The sequence below is a fragment of the Bacillus sp. SD075 genome, assembly GCF_017355165.1.
Classification (GTDB): domain Bacteria; phylum Bacillota; class Bacilli; order Bacillales; family DSM-1321; genus Peribacillus.
Window position 1 is genome coordinate 1 of record NZ_JADILK010000049.1, and the last position, 19,148, is coordinate 19,148.

Annotated in this window: 17 protein-coding genes; 1 reads left to right on the forward strand and 16 read right to left on the reverse strand. The window is 40.7% G+C overall.

The genetic code is table 11. The annotated features are described in order from the left end of the window. Positions 1 to 254: 254 nt before the first annotated feature. From IOC57_RS21630 to IOC57_RS21695, 14 genes are all read right to left on the reverse strand, one after another. Positions 255 to 1,010, reverse strand: a complete 756-nt coding sequence (locus IOC57_RS21630) for an IclR family transcriptional regulator (protein ID WP_207440630.1) — start codon at positions 1,008 to 1,010, stop codon at positions 255 to 257. Positions 1,011 to 1,177: 167 nt separating this feature from the next. Further along, complete coding sequence (locus IOC57_RS21635; RefSeq protein WP_309487746.1) at positions 1,178 to 2,173, reverse strand: 5-oxoprolinase subunit C family protein; 996 nt, start codon at positions 2,171 to 2,173, stop codon at positions 1,178 to 1,180. Then, a complete protein-coding gene (pxpB, locus tag IOC57_RS21640) occupies positions 2,170 to 2,928 on the reverse strand; it encodes a 5-oxoprolinase subunit PxpB (RefSeq protein WP_207440631.1) in 759 nt (252 codons plus the stop codon). Before pxpB ends, IOC57_RS21635 begins: the two co-directional genes overlap by 4 nt. A 23-nt stretch (positions 2,929 to 2,951) precedes the next feature. Next, positions 2,952 to 3,743, reverse strand: coding sequence for a putative hydro-lyase (locus tag IOC57_RS21645; protein WP_207440632.1), 792 nt, complete (start codon positions 3,741 to 3,743; stop codon positions 2,952 to 2,954). Between the two features lie 79 nt (positions 3,744 to 3,822). Continuing rightward, positions 3,823 to 4,962: an NRAMP family divalent metal transporter gene (locus IOC57_RS21650; protein WP_207440657.1), complete on the reverse strand. Its 1,140-nt coding sequence runs from the start codon at positions 4,960 to 4,962 to the stop codon at positions 3,823 to 3,825. 121 nt (positions 4,963 to 5,083) lie between these two features. Then, positions 5,084 to 5,842, reverse strand: coding sequence for a 5-oxoprolinase subunit PxpA (gene pxpA, locus IOC57_RS21655; protein ID WP_207440633.1), 759 nt, complete (start codon positions 5,840 to 5,842; stop codon positions 5,084 to 5,086). 270 nt (positions 5,843 to 6,112) lie between these two features. Beyond that, positions 6,113 to 7,252 carry an N-methyl-L-tryptophan oxidase gene (gene solA, locus IOC57_RS21660; protein ID WP_207440634.1) on the reverse strand — a complete coding sequence of 380 codons (1,140 nt, stop codon included), beginning with the start codon at positions 7,250 to 7,252 and terminating at the stop codon, positions 6,113 to 6,115. 94 nt (positions 7,253 to 7,346) lie between these two features. Further along, entirely contained in the window at positions 7,347 to 7,535 is a 189-nt protein-coding gene (locus IOC57_RS21665) for a hypothetical protein (protein WP_207440635.1), read from the reverse strand. 3 nt (positions 7,536 to 7,538) lie between these two features. After that, positions 7,539 to 8,906, reverse strand: a complete 1,368-nt coding sequence (locus IOC57_RS21670; protein ID WP_207440636.1) for an HAL/PAL/TAL family ammonia-lyase — start codon at positions 8,904 to 8,906, stop codon at positions 7,539 to 7,541. An 82-nt stretch (positions 8,907 to 8,988) separates the two neighbouring features. Beyond that, positions 8,989 to 10,374 (reverse strand): MFS transporter, encoded by a 1,386-nt coding sequence (locus tag IOC57_RS21675; RefSeq protein WP_207440637.1) that lies wholly within the window; start codon positions 10,372 to 10,374, stop codon positions 8,989 to 8,991. A gap of 329 nt (positions 10,375 to 10,703) precedes the next feature. Then, a complete protein-coding gene (locus IOC57_RS21680; protein ID WP_207440638.1) occupies positions 10,704 to 10,856 on the reverse strand; it encodes a hypothetical protein in 153 nt (50 codons plus the stop codon). A gap of 240 nt (positions 10,857 to 11,096) precedes the next feature. Next, positions 11,097 to 12,395, reverse strand: a complete 1,299-nt coding sequence (gene hutI, locus IOC57_RS21685) for an imidazolonepropionase (protein WP_207440639.1) — start codon at positions 12,393 to 12,395, stop codon at positions 11,097 to 11,099. Next, positions 12,392 to 14,068, reverse strand: coding sequence for a urocanate hydratase (gene hutU / locus IOC57_RS21690; RefSeq protein WP_207440640.1), 1,677 nt, complete (start codon positions 14,066 to 14,068; stop codon positions 12,392 to 12,394). The genes hutI and hutU overlap by 4 nt, the downstream gene beginning before the upstream one ends. A 195-nt stretch (positions 14,069 to 14,263) precedes the next feature. Further along, positions 14,264 to 15,733: a helix-turn-helix transcriptional regulator gene (locus tag IOC57_RS21695; protein WP_207440641.1), complete on the reverse strand. Its 1,470-nt coding sequence runs from the start codon at positions 15,731 to 15,733 to the stop codon at positions 14,264 to 14,266. Positions 15,734 to 16,420: 687 nt separating this feature from the next. On the opposite strand from IOC57_RS21695, the gene IOC57_RS21700 reads away from it, so the two are divergent. After that, positions 16,421 to 16,681, forward strand: a complete 261-nt coding sequence (locus tag IOC57_RS21700; RefSeq protein WP_207440642.1) for a hypothetical protein — start codon at positions 16,421 to 16,423, stop codon at positions 16,679 to 16,681. A 418-nt stretch (positions 16,682 to 17,099) separates the two neighbouring features. Here the strand turns inward: IOC57_RS21700 and IOC57_RS21705 are convergent, their stop codons facing one another. Together IOC57_RS21705 and IOC57_RS21710 are read right to left on the reverse strand one after the other, a co-directional pair. Then, the gene (locus IOC57_RS21705; protein WP_207440643.1) at positions 17,100 to 17,699 is read right to left on the reverse strand and encodes a nitroreductase family protein; all 600 of its coding nucleotides are present in this window, start codon (positions 17,697 to 17,699) and stop codon (positions 17,100 to 17,102) included. 106 nt (positions 17,700 to 17,805) lie between these two features. Beyond that, a complete protein-coding gene (locus IOC57_RS21710) occupies positions 17,806 to 18,783 on the reverse strand; it encodes a ring-cleaving dioxygenase (protein ID WP_207440644.1) in 978 nt (325 codons plus the stop codon). Positions 18,784 to 19,148 lie beyond the last annotated feature (365 nt).

Consider the following 19,148-nt stretch of genomic DNA (forward strand, 5'->3'; position numbering starts at 1 on the left):
TTCAAAGGGAATTTCAAAAGGGGTTCGGAATTTTTAAATTCAGAACCCCTTTTGTCTACAAACTGTAATAGCAAAGGTGAACCCCGAATGGTTCACCTTTGCTATTTGGCTAAGTATTTACTCCGAGATCAAGAATGCCAAAAAACCACCATAAACGGCGGCTTAATTTCCAATATACAGGAATCGGCTATCTTATGTAAGTTATCTGATTTCAGGAAAATATATATAGAAATGACATGATTTCGCTATTTTCATTAATGTGTTAGAGAACCAAGTTTCATGGAAATGGCCTTGGCGGCTTTCGTTACTTTGTCTATCAATTCTGGCAAGCGATCTTCCTGAAATCTTGCTTCAATCCCAGCCACACTAATACCAGCTACTATATGACCTTTACCATTGAGTATCGGTGCACTCACCGCTTTTGTATAATCCTCAAGTTCTGATGAAGTTATCGTGTAACCATTCATTCTCGCTTCATCCAAAGCATGACGGAGTATAGTTTTTTCCGTTATTGTTCCAATGGCGATTGGTTTTAATTGAATCCTTCCCAAATAATTTTCACGCTCTTCTTCTGGCAAATATGCTAGGATGATTCGAGAATCGCCTGCATATAATGGCGAACGCCTTCCAATAGATGTATAAAGACGAACAGGATGCAGGGTGTCCACCTTTTCAATGTACATCGCTTCATCCTTATCCCTCACAATTAAATTCACTGCTTCTTCAACATCATCCCGAAGGTCCTTCATGATGGGATAGGCAATTGACCTGATATCCAAACGCTCCCCCACCAGTTGACCAAACTGCAAGAATATCAGTCCAAGTGAATAATGGCCATTGTCGTCCTTTGTTAAAAATCCCATTTCTTCCAATGATCCCACCATACGGTGTAACGACGTTTTCGGCAAATTGGAAAGTTCCATCATTTCGTTAAAGCTCAGTTTCGGATGATTTAAGAAAAGGGTTAAGATTTGCATGGATTTCACGACCGTTTTGTTATGTGCCTGCATACATTGTCTCCTTTCATGATACATGTTTTCCTTACCTATCATTCTATTATAAAACATGGAAGAAAGGATGTTATTCCTTGAGTAAAATATATATACAAGCGGGAACAAAAATGAGAAAACACTCTTTAAGAGTACTTTCTCATCGTTTGCGTACCTTTCCGAAGGAATTATAGATCCAGCCATTTTTTCAGGGCTAAAAAAATCGAAACCTGCAATTCCTTCAATTGTCGTTCTTTTTGAAGGAAAAGCCGTTCAGCCTCCTTTAGGTTCACCCGTGAGAATTGAATGGATTCACCGGGTTTAACCTGAGCGATACTTGGTAAATCTGCCGTAATCACTTGAGCTATCTTAGGATATCCCCCCGTTGTTTGGCTATCTGCAAGGAGAATGATCGGATTTCCATCAGGAGGAACCTGAACGGACCCATTTGTGACCGCTTCAGACAATAACTCCTCATTATCCTTTAACTCCAGTGTGGGGCCTGTTAATCTATATCCCATGCGGTCGGATTGATTGGAAACCTTAAATGCCCCCGCTACAAAACTATCTTTACTTGAATCTGTGAAATATTCGTATTGGCTTCCATCGATGAAACGGATGAGAGGTTTTCCTCCTTGCACGAACTCCTTCTCATTGACAAACCACTTTGGGAAGGAAAATGAACCTTCAAACGTGCGGTCACCTTGAATTTTCGAAGGTTCATTAAACGCCAAGACATCGTCAGCCTTTAAGGCTCTCCCCATAAAGCCGCCAATCCCAGCCCTTAGATATGTGCTTTTACTCTCCATAATTTCAGGAATATCAAAGCCACCCGCCACTGTTACGTAAGCCCTGCAACCTGATTTACACCCTTCAAATCGAAGAATCGATCCATTTTTCACAAGAATGGGCCTCCACATCGGTACAACGTGATTCTCGATTGTAGGTGATAAGTTTCCACCCGTAATCGAAATCAGGCAATCTTTCTCGAATTTAATGGTCGGCCCCATTAATGTAATTTCCAAGGCCGCTTCTCCTTCTTCATTGCCAACCAACATATTGGCAATTCGTAAAGAATGTCCATCCATTGCCCCGCTTACAATCACCCCATGTTGCTGAAATCCTTTTCTTCCAAGATCCTGTATACTTGTTAATAATCCCGGTTTGATTACGCGCAGGCTCACTGAACCCCCTCCTTAAGGATCATTTCTTTATATTCTTGATCCGAAATCGGATGGAACTTCACAATATCCCCTGCTTGTAATAGACTTGGAGGATTTACATTTGGTAAAAATAGTTTGGTTGGCGTCTGTCCGATTAATTGCCATCCACCAGGTGTTGATATAGGATATACACCTGTTTGCATACCGGCGATTCCTACTGCCCCTGCCGGGATGGTCATTCGCGGAGAGGAACGCCTAGGTGTCGCGATTTCTTCTGACAGTCCGCCAAGAAACGGGAAACCTGGTGCGAACCCAATCATATAGGCCAAATAATCCCCGGTTGAATGAATATGAATGACTTCATCAGTTGTCAAATCATTATAACGGGCAACATATTCCAGATCCGGTCCATATTCCTTCCCATAGCACACGGGAATGGAAACTGTTCGATGTGAGAGTTCCTTATCTTCTTTTAAATCCTTTAATTTCATTTCCAAGATGGAACGGATCACTTCATAAGGAGATATCGTTTCCGTATCATTGCTTTGTTTTTGATCTTTATAAACAACAAGTGGATCATAAAAAACCGTCAAATTAGTAAAAGCAGGTACACATTCTATAAATCCTGCAAACGGTTCATCTTCAAGTAAATCCATTAACAATTTTATTTTTTTGTGTATGCTGTATTCCACTCTATTCCCGAATGTAATCACGATTGCGGAATCGCCCAATGGAGAAAGTGTACATGCAGTTAGATTCAATAGCTTTTCCGGCATAGGGACTCATCTCTTTCTGTAAGTTATAAAACTCCTAATTTTTCATCACGAATGTCCGTTATGAACATATGTCCAGGTGCATGTGTGATCATGATCTCCGGTTTGGTCTCCATAGCAATAGATTGCGGCGTTACACCACATGCCCAAAATACCGGGACTTCCCCATCACGAATCGTTACTGGATCACCAAAATCCGGATGCCGAATGCTGGAAACACCGATTGCTTCAGGGTCACCAATATGGATTGGAGCCCCATGAACTGCAGGAAACCGCGATGTCACCTGAGTTGCCCTCACCACATCCTTTTGTGGAATCGGCCTCATGCTAGCTACCATTTTCCCATGAAAAATCCCTGCTTCAATACATGGAATATTGGTTTTATACATAGGCACATTGCATTCCTCTTCAATATGACGAATCGATATGCCATTATTCAAAAGGGCGTGTTCGAATGTAAAGCTGCACCCGATTAAAAATCCAACCATATCGTCTTCCCAGTAGTTTGAGATATCCGATACTTCATCCACTAATTCTCCATATTTATATACCCTATATTTTGGAATATCGGTGCGTATATCCCCAGAATTTGCTGCAAATACGGGAATGGGTGAACCTATTTCTGTAATGTCCAGCAATGGACAGGATTTAGGGTTTCGCTGACAGAATAATAAAAAATCAAAAGCATGCTCTTTTTTTAAGATGGCTAAGTTCGCTTGTGCATAACCGTTAGCCATGCCAGCAGTCGGTTTTATCAATTCGTTGTTTCGAATCATTGAACGCAATTCAGCTGGGGTAGCTTGAGAAAGATCGATCATTAGTATTCATCTCCTATTAAGAACTGGCAGTCAGTGACAAACTGGCACCTGTATTTATTGAATATACATTCATTAATCATTAAAAAAGTGCGGGCAGTTGTTTCATTAATGTATATACGCCCATTAATGCCATGATGACTACCACGAATACACCGGAAATCGTTAACCATAAAGGATGCTTATATTCACCCACGATGTTTTTCTTATATGCGGCAATTAGCAATGTTCCAAGCGCAATTGGTAAAATGAGTCCATTAATGGCCCCAACTACAAGCAGTACTTTAACCGGTTGACCAATTAATAGAAAGCAAATGGTCGATAAAACAATAAAGCCAACAATTATCCAATTAGCCTTATTATTTATTTTTTCGCTGAATGTCCTGATAAATGAAACGGAAGTATATGCCGCACCAACTACTGATGTGATTGCGGCGGCCCACATGACGATTCCGAAGATTTTATATCCTACATTCCCAGCTGCGAGTTGAAAAACGGATGCTGCAGGGTTATCCGGGTCAATTTGTAAACCTTTCGATACAACACCCAATACTGCTAGAAATAACGCAACACGCATGACCGTAGTGATCAATATTCCCACTATCGAACTCTTTGTGACCTCTGGTAATGCCCCAACACCTTTCACGCCTGCATCCAAGAGACGGTGTCCCCCTGCAAATGTAATATATCCGCCTACAGATCCACCCACTAATGTAACGATTGCAATAATATCGATTTTATCTGGTGCAAAGGTTTTCACTACCGCTTCCCCGACTGGAGGAGAGGTTGTCCAAGCAACGTAAATCATCAAACAAATCATGAAAAATCCTGCAATTTGCGTAAAACGGTCCATCGCTTTTCCTGCTTCTTTCACGACAAAAATCAGTACGGCGATGACTGCGCTTATTGCCGCCCCGGCTGTTGGGGATATTCCCGTCATCGCATTTAGGCCTAATCCAGCTCCTGCTATATTTCCAATATTAAATGCGAGTCCGCCCATAACGATCAGTGCTGCCAGTACATAGCCCAACCCTGGAAGGACCATGTTTGCAATTTCTTGACCCCTTTTTTCGGATACAGCAATAATGCGCCATACATTGGTTTGGGCAAATATATCAAGAATGACCGAAATAAGAATAACGAATCCAAAACTTGCCGCAAGACTTTGGGTATAAACGGTTGTTTGCATTAAAAAACCAGGTCCTATTGCCGATGTTGCCATTAGGAATGCCGCACCTAACAATAAAGTGCGATTAGTTTTTGGCTTATTCGGATTCTTTTTCTGTGCTGTTGTATTTTTGATTTGCTCCAATGGAATCTACCTCCTGATTGTTTTAATTTTTTCAAGTAAAGGACTTGACTGTTATTTCAGATAATTTTAAAGATTCTTTTACATGCCGTGCAAAGGATAAAGCATGTGCCCCGTCCCCGTGAATACAAATGGTATCTGCTTTTAAAGCCACATCTGCTCCTTGTTGAGAAAGTACCTTCCCTTCCTTCACCATGCGAATGACTTGGGCAACGGCATCATCATCGTTTTCGATCAATGCGTCCTTCTCCAATCGGGAAGTCAATGAACCATCATGTTGGTAGGTACGATCGGCAAATACTTCACTCCCGGTTTGCAATCCGATAGCCTGTCCGGCACGTATTAATTCACTGCCCGACAAACCAAATAAGATAAGCTCGGGATTCACTTTATATACCGCTTCGGCAATGGCCATGGATAATTCTCTGTTCTTTGCAGCCATATTGTACAATGCCCCATGCGGTTTCACATGCTGCATACTTCCGCCTTCGGACTGCAGAAAGCCATTTAATGCACCAATTTGATAGATGACAATATCATAAGCTTCCTGTGGTGAAATATTCATATTGCGTCTTCCAAATCCTATTAAATCCTGCAAACCTGGATGGGCTCCGATTTTGACATCTTTCCCTAAAGCAAGCTGAACCGTTTTTCTCATGACTGTCGGATCACCAGCGTGGAATCCACAAGCTACATTGACAGATGTTACATAATCCAAAATCTCTTGATCATTACCAATACGGTAAGCTCCAAAACTTTCTCCTAAATCACAATTCAAATCAACCTTGTTCATACTACCCTCTCCTTTACTAACGGAAATTTCAGTAAATAATCCATATAAATATGTAGGTACTCTTTCATTCACTTAATGCTCAAGTTCCGAAATTCGGTATTAGAGTTTCACATTTCGAAATATTCTCATTCTAGCATATTTTAATTATTTCGACAATACTTTGTTAGATAACCTAACATTATAGTTGAATATAAGTAATAATAAATAAAGCCGTTGCTTCCTTTGAAAGGAAGCAACGGCCATGATTACAGCAATAAGATTTGGAGTTTATTATGACAGGCAATTTTTAAATCGATTAATAGAAAACAATGAAATATCTTCCTTGCTCGTACCGGAGATAATCAAGTCACTCAAAATTTCTCCCATGACACTGCTGAATTTAAAACCGTGTCCAGAGAAACCTGCTGCTATTGCAATGTGTGGATAATACGGATGTTTATCCACTATAAAATGCTCATCAGGAGTCATGGTGTAAATGCAAGTTTTCCCATATTTCATTTTTTGATCAGCAGGCATATATTCCCGCAAAAATTTCAACAAATCTCCCTCGTCTTCATCCAATTCACCAAAACCTTCGATACAGCCATCAGGATTTATACGATTTCCCCCATCGTGTCTCCCTACCTTCATTCCAGAACCATTTATACTAGGAAAGCCATAGTATGTACCAACTGAAGTATCAAAAGTAAAAGCCGGAAAATCATTATGATTATATAATTCTTCATTTGCATGGAACCAGGCAAATGTTTTTCTAATGGGTTCTAGCGGCAGATTCAAATCTAACATCGCCAATATTTTCGGGGACCATGCCCCAACTGCAACCACTAAAGATTCAGAGTGGAATGTCTGCTCATCCGTTTTAATCGTGACTCCATTGCCATGAACAACTATCTTCCTTACTTCACTGTCTACAATGATGTCTGCACCATGCGATTTCGCAAGCTGGTGATACGCTCTTAAGCACTCTTCACTTTTCAACACGCCCGAAGTAGATTCATAGCACCCCATATAGTCTTCTGGCAGTTTTATTCCAGGCCATCTATCATGAATTTCATGTGAATCCATGATTTTCATAGGTAGACCATATTCCTTTGAGCCCGCTTTCACTTGTTTAATGAAAGTGGACTTTTCGCTTCCAGCATTCAGGACCCCTGTTGGAAGAAATAATTGTTTTCCCGAATTTCTTTCCAATTCACCCCATAGCTTTTGTGATTTAAGTGCCAAAGAAATATACTCCTTGCCTTCACCATAAGCATGTCTAATAATTCTTGTTTCCCCGTGATGGCTGCCCTTATTATGAGGAGGAGCAAAGGAATCCAATAATAATACTTTTTGTCCGTTTTTTGCCAGATAGTAACCTGAGGACATTCCCATAGATCCAGCTCCAATTACAATTACATCATAGTGCATCTTACATCCCTCCTCCTTTAAATATGATCCTTCATTTTAAAAAAAGGAAGCCATTTTACCTTATTTATTAAAGGAAAACAGCTTCCATATGGTTTTAGAACTCTATTTCCCCGATCGACATTTCAACGAGCTTCACTATTTCACCTTCATGAACTTGCCTATAAATCGCTTCAATGTCAGGATGGAAAAAGCGATCTTCTTCTACCTTCGGTACTTCACTCCGAACTAAATGATATACCCCCTCCGTAACCGGCGACGGCTTCAAGGGTTGATGAAAATCCATTGCTTACGTTGCCGTCATCAGTTCAATGGCTAAAATATATTCAAGTTTCTTCGAAATCCGATAGGCTTTCTTCGACGCAAAATAAGCAAAACTTATCACGTCTTCCTGATTTGCGCATGTAGGGATATTATCTATTGTGGCTGGATGCGAGAGCACCCTGATTTCATTTAATAGCCCGGCAGCTGTATATTGTGGAATCATGTAGCCACTATTTAAACCTGGATTAACCACTAAGAAACTAGGTAATTCACTAAGGTGGTGGTTTACAAGCCTATCTATTCTGCGTTCTGTTATTTTTGCTAAGTTTGCTAACGCTATGGATATCGTATCCGCGTATATCCCAACAAATGACCCATCAAAATTCCCAGCCATCAGTGCAATTCCATCTTCCTCTTCCGGAAAAATCAGAGGATTGTCACTTACAGAGTTCATTTCATTCTCGATCGAAAAAGCAGCGTCTTTCAATACTCTTTTTATGGCTCCATGGACTTGTGGAATGCATCGCAAGCTAAGTGCATCTTGTAATCTATGTTCCTCGTAAGTATCAATGATTTGGCTGCCCTCAAGAATCCTTGTTACATTTCTGGCTGTCTTAGCCTGTTCCTCATGTTTTTTCAATGAATGGGGACGGGGATCAAATGCTTTTATTGTACCTTTTAGCACTTCTAATGACATAGCCCCCGTAATGTCAGCGGTTTTTGCTACTTGCATGCTATTGTATAAAGCCAGGACAGCCATCGCAGTGACGGAAGCGGTTCCGCTTATAAGTGCCAGTCCTTCCTTACATCCAAGCGTAACTGGCTTCAATCCAGATTGCGCTAACGCATCCTTTCCCGGAAGAAGCTTACCTTTATACCAAGCCCGCCCCTCTCCGATCACCAATAAGGACATATGTGCTTCAGGAGACAGGTACCCCACTGACCCCTCACCTGGAACATAGGGAAGTATATCGTGATTTAACAGTGAAGCGATAAGCTTTAAAACTTGTAAACGGACCCCTGAATAACCCTGGCCTAAATTCACGAGGGTCATCAATTGAATGGCTCTTACGACTTCTTTTTCAAGTGTTTCCCCTACTGAAACAGCATGTGAACGAACAATATTCCGTTGAAGGGTTTCTGCGTCTTGTGGAGAAATCACCTCTGACATATTACTGCCAAAACCTGTCGTTACACCGTAAATCAATCTATTATCATCTAAAAACTTTTCAATTAAGCTTCGGGATTTATCCACCCTTTCACAATATGCCTCGGTGAAAGTAACTTTTGCACCATATCTTGCAACCGCAATTACCTTTTGGATTGAAATGGGACCATCCCCTAGTGCAACCTCTTTAATATCCATAGGGTGTAAACAATCGGCTGTTTTCATCCTTACACATCCCCTCTCATATGACTCTTCAAGAAGGAGAAAAAATCTTGGTCCTTCTCATTTATTTGCTGGGCAATTAATCTTATGTTATTTTTTCTTTTTTTGTAAAGGGAATATCGGATTCCATTGAAGAGTGCTCCGCTTCAAGTAAAGGATTACTGGCATCATTGAGTGAAAGCGATTTAGTCTCAGGTGCCCAAGCGATCGAAACGATCAAGCCGATCAGCAGAATCGCTGCCATACCTGCCATTGAGGTACTTAATCCAAATGAACTTAAAGACACAGGTAGCAGAAATGTTCCAATCGCAGAACCAATTCGACTAATAGCCGTAACCATGCCTATTCCAGATCCACGAATCTCAGTTGGAAAAAGCTCTGCTGGATATACTAATGTAAGGTTCGATGCTGCTGACATAAAAAAAGTAAAGATCAAGAAGGCAATCAACATTAAGAATTGAGAACCATCGTGTAAGAAGCTTAGTGAAAACAGGGAAACGGTAAGGATCGTGAAAGCCCCTATGGTAAATCCTCTACGAGAAAATTTTGCAAGCAACCAAAGACCAAAAATTGCCCCAACAAGCAAGAATAGATTTAACATTGTATCGGCAAAAAAGTTTTGTTCAAACCCCATTGTATTTAGTATGGACGGCAGGAAAGTGTAAATTGCAAAGTAAGGAATAACAAGAGTTAATTTGAATATTCCACCAAAAGCCAAGCGCTTACGAAGCTTTTTACTGAAAAGTCCACGAAATCCTAAATTCTTTTGATTTTCTGTGACAGTCGCCGTCTCTCCCATTTCAACGTTTGATCCAAGGTGTTTTTTTACGATCTGGCGAGCTTCTTCAACACGTCCCATGCTGACAAGCCATCTTGGCGATTCAGGCGTTCCTATTCTCAAGATTAAGACCACAACAGCCGGAATCGCAGCACTAACAAGCATCCAACGCCATGAGTCTGAACCAACCTGTTCCAGGTAATGACCAACAAAGTTTGATGCAACATATCCAAGCGTCCATACAACGTTTATTGATGCGAGGAGCGAGGAGCGATACTTTTTGGGTGAAAACTCGGCGAGTAAAGTCGTACCTACAGCGTAATCTCCTCCAAGCCCAAAACCAATTAGCAACCGCAAAATAAAAAGCTCTTCTGGACTGCTGACAAAAAACTGAAAAATAGTAGCTACCGTGATAAGTAAAAAGTTTACGAGAAAGATTTTTTGTCTGCCTACACGATCAGAAAGTCTTCCAAGTATTAAAGATCCGGCAAACAGACCGATTAATGCAGAACTGCCAATCAGCCCTGTCCACATTGCATTCATATTCATTTGAGGCCCGAATACTGTCAATGCCATCGCAATGATTCCAAGGGAATAGCCATCACAGAAGCTTGAACCGAATGTAAGTCCAGCAATTCGAAAATGAAACTTTTTAAATGGGGCATCGTCTATAGTGAATTTTTGTTCGTTCAAAGAATCCCCTCCATTTTTGATTTATCAGATTTATGTATCAAAAAAACATTACTGCCATACTTGGGCAGTGACCCCGAAATGAAATAAACAGATTTCAGTTCCACTAAATAATGATATTTTACTGGCTTTGCGAAACTAGGAATGTACACCTGCATGCATGTTGAAAATTCGGCACTTACTGGTAGTTTTCATTTTATGGTTAAGCTTAATACTATGAAGAAAATTCAGCAAAGAATCTTATGAAATAGTAACCTATTAATGATTTATTTCAAATCATTCTACGATTTTATTTCTATTTAATTATGAAAATATAGTTTCCCCGCTTAATATTATGATTCAACTAACCGTAAATCATTGAAATAAATGACTTCACTAAGGATTTTACAGCCTTCTATTTCCTCGAATTTTTCCCTAGCTTCCTTTTCTGTGGTAAACTCAAACATTTTTATGCTGTTTATCGAATGGATAGTGATTATCCACATAAAATTCCCTCCACATGGAATATTCCACGATTTCCTTAAAACACTTTCATTTAATTTCACTGTAAAGCAGTAAAGTATTTAACGCTGGCAATGGGTAGGATGATAAACCACCATCCTACGAGTCAGCACCATTACATTTGATAAATACTTCTAAAAGCCCATTCCATCCCCTGAATTTTTCAGCGGATGGAATGGGTAGGCATGGATTGAGCATCAAGGCCTTGTCTTTTTTAGTGATTTTTAAAGACCAGTCAGGCTTTTGGAATGGGTCTTCACTCTATCATTCACAACTTGAACACCGTTTTTCCAAACCGTCTTAACATGATTGACCCCAAATAAATATTGCAATTCCTGATAGTTTTCAACATTCCATAAAACGACATCCGCTTGTTTTCCTACTTCAAGCGAACCTACCTTTTCTTGTCTGTTGATTGCACAGGCAGCATTGTATGTCGCCGCAGTAAGCGCTTCAGCAGGAGTAAGCCGCATCGAGATGCATGCCAGATTCATGACAAGTGGCATAGAAGTCGTCGGTGAGGATCCGGGATTGCAATCGGTCGAAATGGCAACAGCTACACCTTCATCAACCATTCGGCGTCCTGGGGCAGCATCTTCTCTTAAATACAAAGCTGTGGCTGGAAGTAAACAGGCGATGGTTCCTGACTTAGCCATGGCTTGAATTCCCTCTTCGGAAGCCTTTAATAAATGTTCAGCTGAAATAGCCCCTATTTTGGCAGCTAGCTCGGCTCCCCCGTATGGCTCAATTTCATCGGCATGAATTTTAGGGATCAAGCCGTACTTATTCCCCGCCTTTAAAATCCGCTCTGATTGTTCAGGAGTAAAAACTCCCTTTTCACAAAATACATCATTGAATTCGGCAAGCTTTTCTTTAGAGACGATTGGAAGCATATCATTAATCAAATGATCGACAAATTCATCCTCACGGCCTTTATAATCCTTTGGAACCGCATGGGCTCCCATAAAGGTAGGAACCAAATCAATCGGATGCTCTTCCTTTAACTTCTTCATCACCCGCAACTGTTTCAGTTCGGTTTCCAAATTCATTCCATAGCCGCTTTTACCCTCTACTGTAGTCACTCCATGAGCGAGAAACGAATCAAGACGTCGTATGGTTTGTTCCATCAACTCTTCTTCACTTGCTTCCCTTGTCATACGGGTAGTGGCATGAATGCCTCCACCTCCGTTCATGATGTCCATATATGTTGCACCTTCTAGACGCATTTCAAACTCCCGCTCACGACTCCCGCCATATACAACATGCGTATGGGGATCAATAAGCCCAGGTGTCACCAAATGGCCAGAAGCATCGAAAACTTCAGCTTCATGCATTCTGTCAGCATAGAGTTTTTCCAATTCCTTGGTTGTACCGACAGCTTGGATCAGTCCAGATTCCATCCATATGCTTCCATCCTCTATCAAACCAAGCTCCGACATTCCCTCTTTGGAACGGGGACCCTTCCTTTCAGAGGAAAGCGTAGCAAGTTGAGTGGCATGTTTTATCCAAATTGGTTTTGTCATGGCTGATCAATTCCTTTATCAAGCATCGGGATATTAATACCTCTTTCACGGGCTGTTTCCTCTGCCAGTTCATATCCTGCATCAACATGGCGCACTACGCCCATCCCAGGGTCCGTTGTCAGCACTCTCTCAATCCTGGCTGCTGCTTCTGCCGTGCCGTCTGCCACAATTACCACGCCTGCATGCATGGAATATCCCATTCCTACGCCACCGCCATGATGTACGGATACCCAGGTTGCGCCGCCCACTGCATTCACCATTGCATTTAAGATCGGCCAGTCAGCCACTACATCCGAACCATCCTTCATGGCTTCCGTTTCACGATTCGGAGAAGCGACAGACCCTGAATCCAAATGGTCACGCCCAATCACTATCGGGGCCTTCAATTCACCGCTTGCCACCATATCATTAAGAATTTTACCAAAACGGGCACGTTCCCCATAACCAAGCCAGCAAATGCGGGAAGGCAGACCTTGGAACTGAATTTTTTCTTGAGCCATTCTAATCCAGTTACATAAATGTTCATTTTCAGCGAATTCGCGTAAAATGGCTTGGTCTGTTTTATAAATGTCTTCCGGATCACCAGATAAAGCGACCCAGCGGAATGGACCTTTCCCTTCACAAAATTGTGGACGGATATACGCTGGAACGAAGCCAGGAAAATCAAAAGCATTCTCTACGCCTTCATCTTTCGCAACTTGACGGATATTATTGCCATAATCAAATGTCACGGCTCCTTTTTCCATCATTTCAAGCATCGCTCTTACATGTTTGGCCATCGAAGCCTTAGAGAGTTTAATATAATCTTCCGGATTGGCATTCCGTAATTCTGCAGCCTCCATCATTGACATACTTGAAGGAGTATAACCATTTAATGGATCATGGGCGGAAGTCTGATCCGTCAAGACATCCGGAATAAAGTTCCTGGCGATCATGTCTGGAAGAAGATCGGAAGCATTCCCAATCAAACCAATCGATAATGCTTTTCCTGCAAGTTTTGCTTCTTTGGCTAAACGAATGGCTTCATCCAAAGAATCCGTTTTCACATCGGTATAACGGGTCTCGATCCTCCTGTCAATTCTTGTCTCATCAACATCGATCCCGATACAGACACCACCGTTCATCGTAACTGCTAGTGGTTGTGCCCCTCCCATTCCGCCTAAACCTGCCGTAAGAGTAATGGTTCCTTTTAACGAGTTATTGAAATGTTGTTTTGCAAGCTCGGCAAATGTCTCATATGTCCCCTGTACAATTCCTTGAGAACCAATATAAATCCAGCTGCCAGCTGTCATTTGTCCATACATCATCAATCCCTTTTTATCAAGTTCATGGAAAGTTTCCCAGTTCGCATAAGCCGGGACGATATTTGAATTGGCAATCAGGACACGAGGAGCATCCGCATGCGTTTTAAAAACTGCCACTGGTTTCCCTGATTGGACCAGTAACGTTTCATCTTCTTCCAGCTCTTTTAATGATTTGACGATTGCATCAAAGCATTCCCAGTTACGGGCAGCTTTGCCAATCCCTCCGTATACAACCAAATCTTCAGGACGTTCAGCGACTTCTGGATCCAAATTATTCATCAGCATTCTAAGCACGGCCTCTTGTTGCCAGCCTTTCGTATTCAAATCGGTCCCTCTATAGCGTATAACCTTGTTTGTAATCGTGTTCATTTTCATTTCCCCCTCGTTTTTGTTATATTTTCATTCTATATGAAAAATTCAGAATAATTATTTATAATTTTATGATATTTTTATAATTTATTTCAATATTTTGTAGTTAACTTTATTATTTTATGAATAATTTCACTAATTATATTGTTATGATATAAATAAAAAAGGACGATTCAATAATTGAATCGTCCTTTTTTATAATCCAGACCGATAGGCTGATGGTGTACAAGCTTCAAGCAGTTTGAATTTGGCATTGAAATAAGTTTGATGGGAATAGCCGGCTAATTGTGAGATTTCCTCCAATGATAAATCCGTTTCCTTTAATAAACGTTTAGCTTCCCTAATCCTGACTTGATGCAGCGTATTTCGAAAAGACTCGCCGTATTCAGCTGCAAAACGACGGCTGAGTGTGCTTTTATTGATACGCAGAGTATCTGCACAACTCGCTAGATTCCACTGGGCGTCCCAATAGTTGGACTCGATCAGCTCTCTTGCTTTTTCGGTGAGTGTGCGTGCCCCTTCCTGTAATTGTCCATGATCCTGCAGAAGCATATGGGTGGTGAATGCATGTAGCTCTTTTACTATTTGATGAATGACAGGCTTATGTACAATTTGCTGAAATACTTCATAGTATATTGCTTCTAAAGAGGCAGTTTGCAAGTTGTAGGATTTCATATGCCTACGAATCTGCGCGAGTACGCTCGTAAGGCGTATACGAACGATTTCCGGGTCGGGGTATGGTCGTTCATAAGTAAGGAATTCACGTTCAATCCAGTTCCTGATGGCTTTCGCATCCCGCCTTTCGAGCATTTCTATCCAAAGCCTTTGTTCTAGAGGAGTGAGGAACGGATCCATCTCTTGAGGCGAAGTCTGTTGACTTTCAGCTAAAATGATATCATATCCATCGAAAAAGATTTGTCTCGTAAATTCACGAGTTTGCTGATACATCCTTTTTAAAGACTCTTCTGAAGTTGCCGCCTTTATTATGATGGCAAGCGGCTCATCCATTCTTTCTTTCCAGTGAGCAAGGAACGCTTGGTACTCTTCCTTATATACCTCCGTTTCCTTTATTTCCTGAACACATAAAATAAAATCCGATAAAGCGAAGATTTGATTCTTCCCAGTAAAAGAATATCGTTGCAGTTCATCATAAACTAAAGGAAGGGTCTTATTATCAGGTGTCAAAAAAGCGACCATGGTTATTCGACTTTCATGCCTCCGGTCCGTCAAGAAGAAATCAGGATATCCAATATCCAGAGCATTCTCATCATTCATGGTGTTTGTCGAAAGAAAACCTGGAACATTTCTCAATTGAAAACGCAATTGCTGGATATGTTTTACCAAATCCGCCGAAGAAAAAGGACGGAATAAAACATCTTCAGCACGAAAACGTAAGGCTCGGTAAGCTGTTTGAAAGATTCGCTCAGATGAAATGCCTAACCATCGAATTCCTCTCCGCTTTAATGAAACACCCATCGCCTCACTTTCATCCGTCCAAACATCCATATCCAAGATAACGAATTCCGGTTGCTGATTGCGCATCCCCTTTTCAAATTCTTCAATCGTTTTCCATAAGATCAGTCTGACTCCCGTTAGGTGGGACTCCACTATCCAACGGATTCCTTGAGCCTCAATCTCATCTTTTGCCACCAAATGAATATCCACATCATCACCTCATTTCTGCTGTTATTCCTGTAATGAATTAATATGAAGTCAGCTCTTGAAAAGAAAAGGAATCCTTGGTCTTTTCGAAAGCACTTATATCCCATCTTCATTCTAATCCCGCCGAAAACTACAAACAAGTCTTATTGGGCAGAACCAGCGATTTAGATTTAAATTTCGACCTGATCAACTGGTAATTTCATCCCATATATATGTACTTCCTATATGAAAATATAAAAAGAAACATCATGGAAACTTCGTGGTTCCCAATGATGTTTCTTTTTTAGTCACTTTTAATCTTCAATACATTTAGAACCGTTATCATTGATTAGTATTGACTTCACCTTCTTTTACGATGTTTTCATCTGAAGCACTTATCCATTTTAATGATAATAGGGTGATGACTCCTAATACAAGTAATCCTGATAAAATTAACACCTTGAGTAAATGCAACAGTTCCGAGAATCATCGGTCCTATAAAACCGCCTAAAGCCGCAAATGAATTGACTATGGCTATACCCACTGGTGCAGTGGACTCAGTGAAGAAAAATGTCATAGGTAAAGAAACATCCACTGAACCCGTATAACCCGAAAGATGTAATCGTTAACATAAGCACCATCATATAGACACTTTCCGAAAAGCCGCACCCTATAAATCCGACAACGGCTATCATACTCCTGCAAATCATTATGGGGGTCCTTGGGGCTACAAAAAAACACAGAAAAAACGGTACCTGCAGATATGTTACGAAGGAAACAGCGGGTGAGGAAATTGGACTCTACCATGTCTGGACTTCCATCGGTGCTGCAGCTCCGGTTATTGCAACCGGATATATCGTTGACTTTTTAACGATTGGCAGCAGCTTTTACCTTGCATCCTTCATGTTTGCCTGGAGTGGATTTATTATAAGGAAGATGGAAAAAATCACACCACTGCCGTTGGAGGAATGATTGCTCGCCCCCCTTTTTTGCAAAAAAGCAGCTATCTTCACCCTACGCAGATGCTTCGATTCGTTGATGGTTGCAGTAATGATTATATTCTTCTGGTTTTGACATGCTCCATGCTTTCAAATTCTTGAAGATAGAGTAATTCGGATTTCTTGAACTAAAGCATTCAACTTTTTTATAGGCATTCTCTGCACGTAAGTATTCTAATTCGGCAAGAAGTGCTTATTGGAGCCTTTAGCTGGTGCTTTTTTCTTCGTTTCTTTACGCCCTCTCTCTTTGCTGTTACCAAGGTAAAATTAAAAAGCATGAGCCCGGTGGACTACCGGGTTCATGCCCTCAAGGCTGACTGACTAAGTAAATCAGGTGTCTTACTTTTTGGGTTCACTTCAGGTTGGCTTTGCAGACTTATTTAGCATCTCACTCATTTATAAAATTTTATACGATCCTCAAGTGGTTTGAATTCTTTATCACCCGGTTGAGCTGCCGGATTTCCAAATGGCATTTGCGCAATCAATTTCCAATTACTTGGAACATCCCATTCTTTTTTCACTTCTTCATCAATTAGAGGATTATAATGCTGTAAAGTAGCTCCCAATCCTTCCGATTCAAGTGCAGTCCAAACAACTAATTGATGCATGCCTGATGTTTGTTGTGACCAGATTGGGAAGTTATCGGCATAGGTTGCAAATTGTTCTTGAAGTGATTTTACTACAGATTCATCTTCAAAGAATAATACTGAACCATATCCCGCTTTAAACGAATCCATTTTTTGTTGAGTGCCCGAGAAATCTCCCTCACCAACCGCTTTCCTTAGAGCTTGCGTCGTAATATCCCATAATTTATCATGTGCCGAGCCTGTCAAAACAACCAGGCGGGAAGATTGGGAATTAAAAGCCGATGGCGTGTGTTTTACCGCAAATTCAACAATTTCTTTAATTTTCTCATCCGATACTCGAACTTCTTTATTGATTCCATAATATGAACGTCTCTCTTTAATGGCTGTATAAAAATCTTTTGTCATGAGTCATTCCTCCAAAGCATTTTTTCTATTTCAAATATTATTCTATTTCTATTTCTACCTGTTTTAGTATGGGCATAAACCAATATATCATTCTAAAGATTGTCAATTATTCTTTAATGAATTCCTTGGTGCTTCTTACTGTATCAATGGGACGGACCAGCTTTTCGATTTGATCCCTTTTCGGTTCTAAGAACGGTGGTAAAGATAACTTTTCCCCAAGCGTTTCATATTGCTCATCCCCCATAAATCCAGGACCATCCGTGGCAAACTCGAATAAAATTTGCGGCGCCACTCGCACGTAAAGCGACTCAAAAAAGTGACGATCAACATAACCAGACGTATTAAATTGGAAGCTTTCCATTCGTTTGATCCATTCTTCCAGAACTGAACGGTCTTCAACACGGAAGGCTGTATGGTGAACAGTCCCAAAACCCTGCCGTGCCTGAGGAAGGGTCGAATTATGCTCGACAATCACTTGGGCACCATTCCCACCCTCCCCTACTTCAAATAAGTGAAAGGATCCTTCCTTGCCTTTTTCCTTGAATAATAGCACTTTTTCCATCATTTCTTTAAAGTAATCGAAGTTAGCGATCCGAATGAAAATTGGTCCTAATCCTGTAATAGCGTATTCTAGAGGAATCGGTCCTTTTTGCCATGGAATCCCAGCTTCAACTCCTTCATTATTTTCATCTGAGATCAATTGATATTGCTGATCATCAAAATCCACAAATGAAATGATCTTTTTACCAAATTGTTCTTGGATGCCTGTATTCCTGACTTCTAAACGGACGAAGCGCTTAGCCCAATACTCCAATGCCACATCATTCGGTACTCGGAAGGATGTTTTTGAAATCTCATTTGTCCCATGAACTCCTTTAGGAATACCAGGAAAATCGAAGAATGTCATGTCAGTACCTGGACCGCCGACATCGTCTGCAAAAAACAGGTGATAGGTTTGGATATCATCTTGGTTAACTGTTTTCTTGACTAAACGCATGCCTAATATATTTGTGAAAAACTCATAATTCTTTTCTGCACTACTTGTTATGGCCGTTACGTGGTGTATACCTTTTAATCCATTCATAAATTATTCCTCCCATTAAACGATTCAAGTTGTGGATGTTCAGCTTTTCATTAATCCCCTATAATTTTCCTTCAAGAAGAGGTAGGCTATTCATAAAGGCGCTTGTATAGGTTTTACATATTTTTCATTATCTCGAATTAAATTATCTTTACTTAAGGATAATTTATCATGGATGCCATTCACTGTCAACAACATTACCTCAAATTAAAATATCTCAAAACCGAAATAATTTCAGGCAAAAAAAACACTGTCAATTTTCCTTTCTATAATACATTGGAGAAATCAATGCTAAATACTCTACGTAAGAATATCTAAAGCAAATGCCCTTCTGTATTATGAATGGCAATGACCATCAATCTTCTTTG

Excerpts from the sequence above, each read along its gene's own strand:
- hutI (WP_207440639.1), bottom strand. The coding sequence starts at position 12,395 with ATGACAAAACCAATTTGGATAAAACATGCCACTCAACTTGCTACGCTT.
- IOC57_RS21665 (WP_207440635.1), bottom strand. The coding sequence starts at position 7,535 with ATGGATTTTCATCAACCCTTGAAGCCGTCGCCGGTTACGGAGGGGGTA.
- IOC57_RS21630 (WP_207440630.1), bottom strand. The coding sequence starts at position 1,010 with ATGCAGGCACATAACAAAACGGTCGTGAAATCCATGCAAATCTTAACC.
- pxpB (WP_207440631.1), bottom strand. The coding sequence starts at position 2,928 with ATGCCGGAAAAGCTATTGAATCTAACTGCATGTACACTTTCTCCATTG.
- IOC57_RS21650 (WP_207440657.1), bottom strand. The coding sequence starts at position 4,962 with ATGGCAACATCGGCAATAGGACCTGGTTTTTTAATGCAAACAACCGTT.
- IOC57_RS21710 (WP_207440644.1), bottom strand. The coding sequence starts at position 18,783 with ATGAATGGATTAAAAGGTATACACCACGTAACGGCCATAACAAGTAGT.
- IOC57_RS21670 (WP_207440636.1), bottom strand. The coding sequence starts at position 8,906 with ATGAAAACAGCCGATTGTTTACACCCTATGGATATTAAAGAGGTTGCA.
- IOC57_RS21700 (WP_207440642.1), top strand. The coding sequence starts at position 16,421 with ATGGGGGTCCTTGGGGCTACAAAAAAACACAGAAAAAACGGTACCTGC.
- hutU (WP_207440640.1), bottom strand. The coding sequence starts at position 14,068 with ATGAACACGATTACAAACAAGGTTATACGCTATAGAGGGACCGATTTG.
- IOC57_RS21645 (WP_207440632.1), bottom strand. The coding sequence starts at position 3,743 with ATGATCGATCTTTCTCAAGCTACCCCAGCTGAATTGCGTTCAATGATT.
- pxpA (WP_207440633.1), bottom strand. The coding sequence starts at position 5,842 with ATGAACAAGGTTGATTTGAATTGTGATTTAGGAGAAAGTTTTGGAGCT.
- IOC57_RS21705 (WP_207440643.1), bottom strand. The coding sequence starts at position 17,699 with ATGACAAAAGATTTTTATACAGCCATTAAAGAGAGACGTTCATATTAT.
- solA (WP_207440634.1), bottom strand. The coding sequence starts at position 7,252 with ATGCACTATGATGTAATTGTAATTGGAGCTGGATCTATGGGAATGTCC.
- IOC57_RS21680 (WP_207440638.1), bottom strand. The coding sequence starts at position 10,856 with ATGTGGATAATCACTATCCATTCGATAAACAGCATAAAAATGTTTGAG.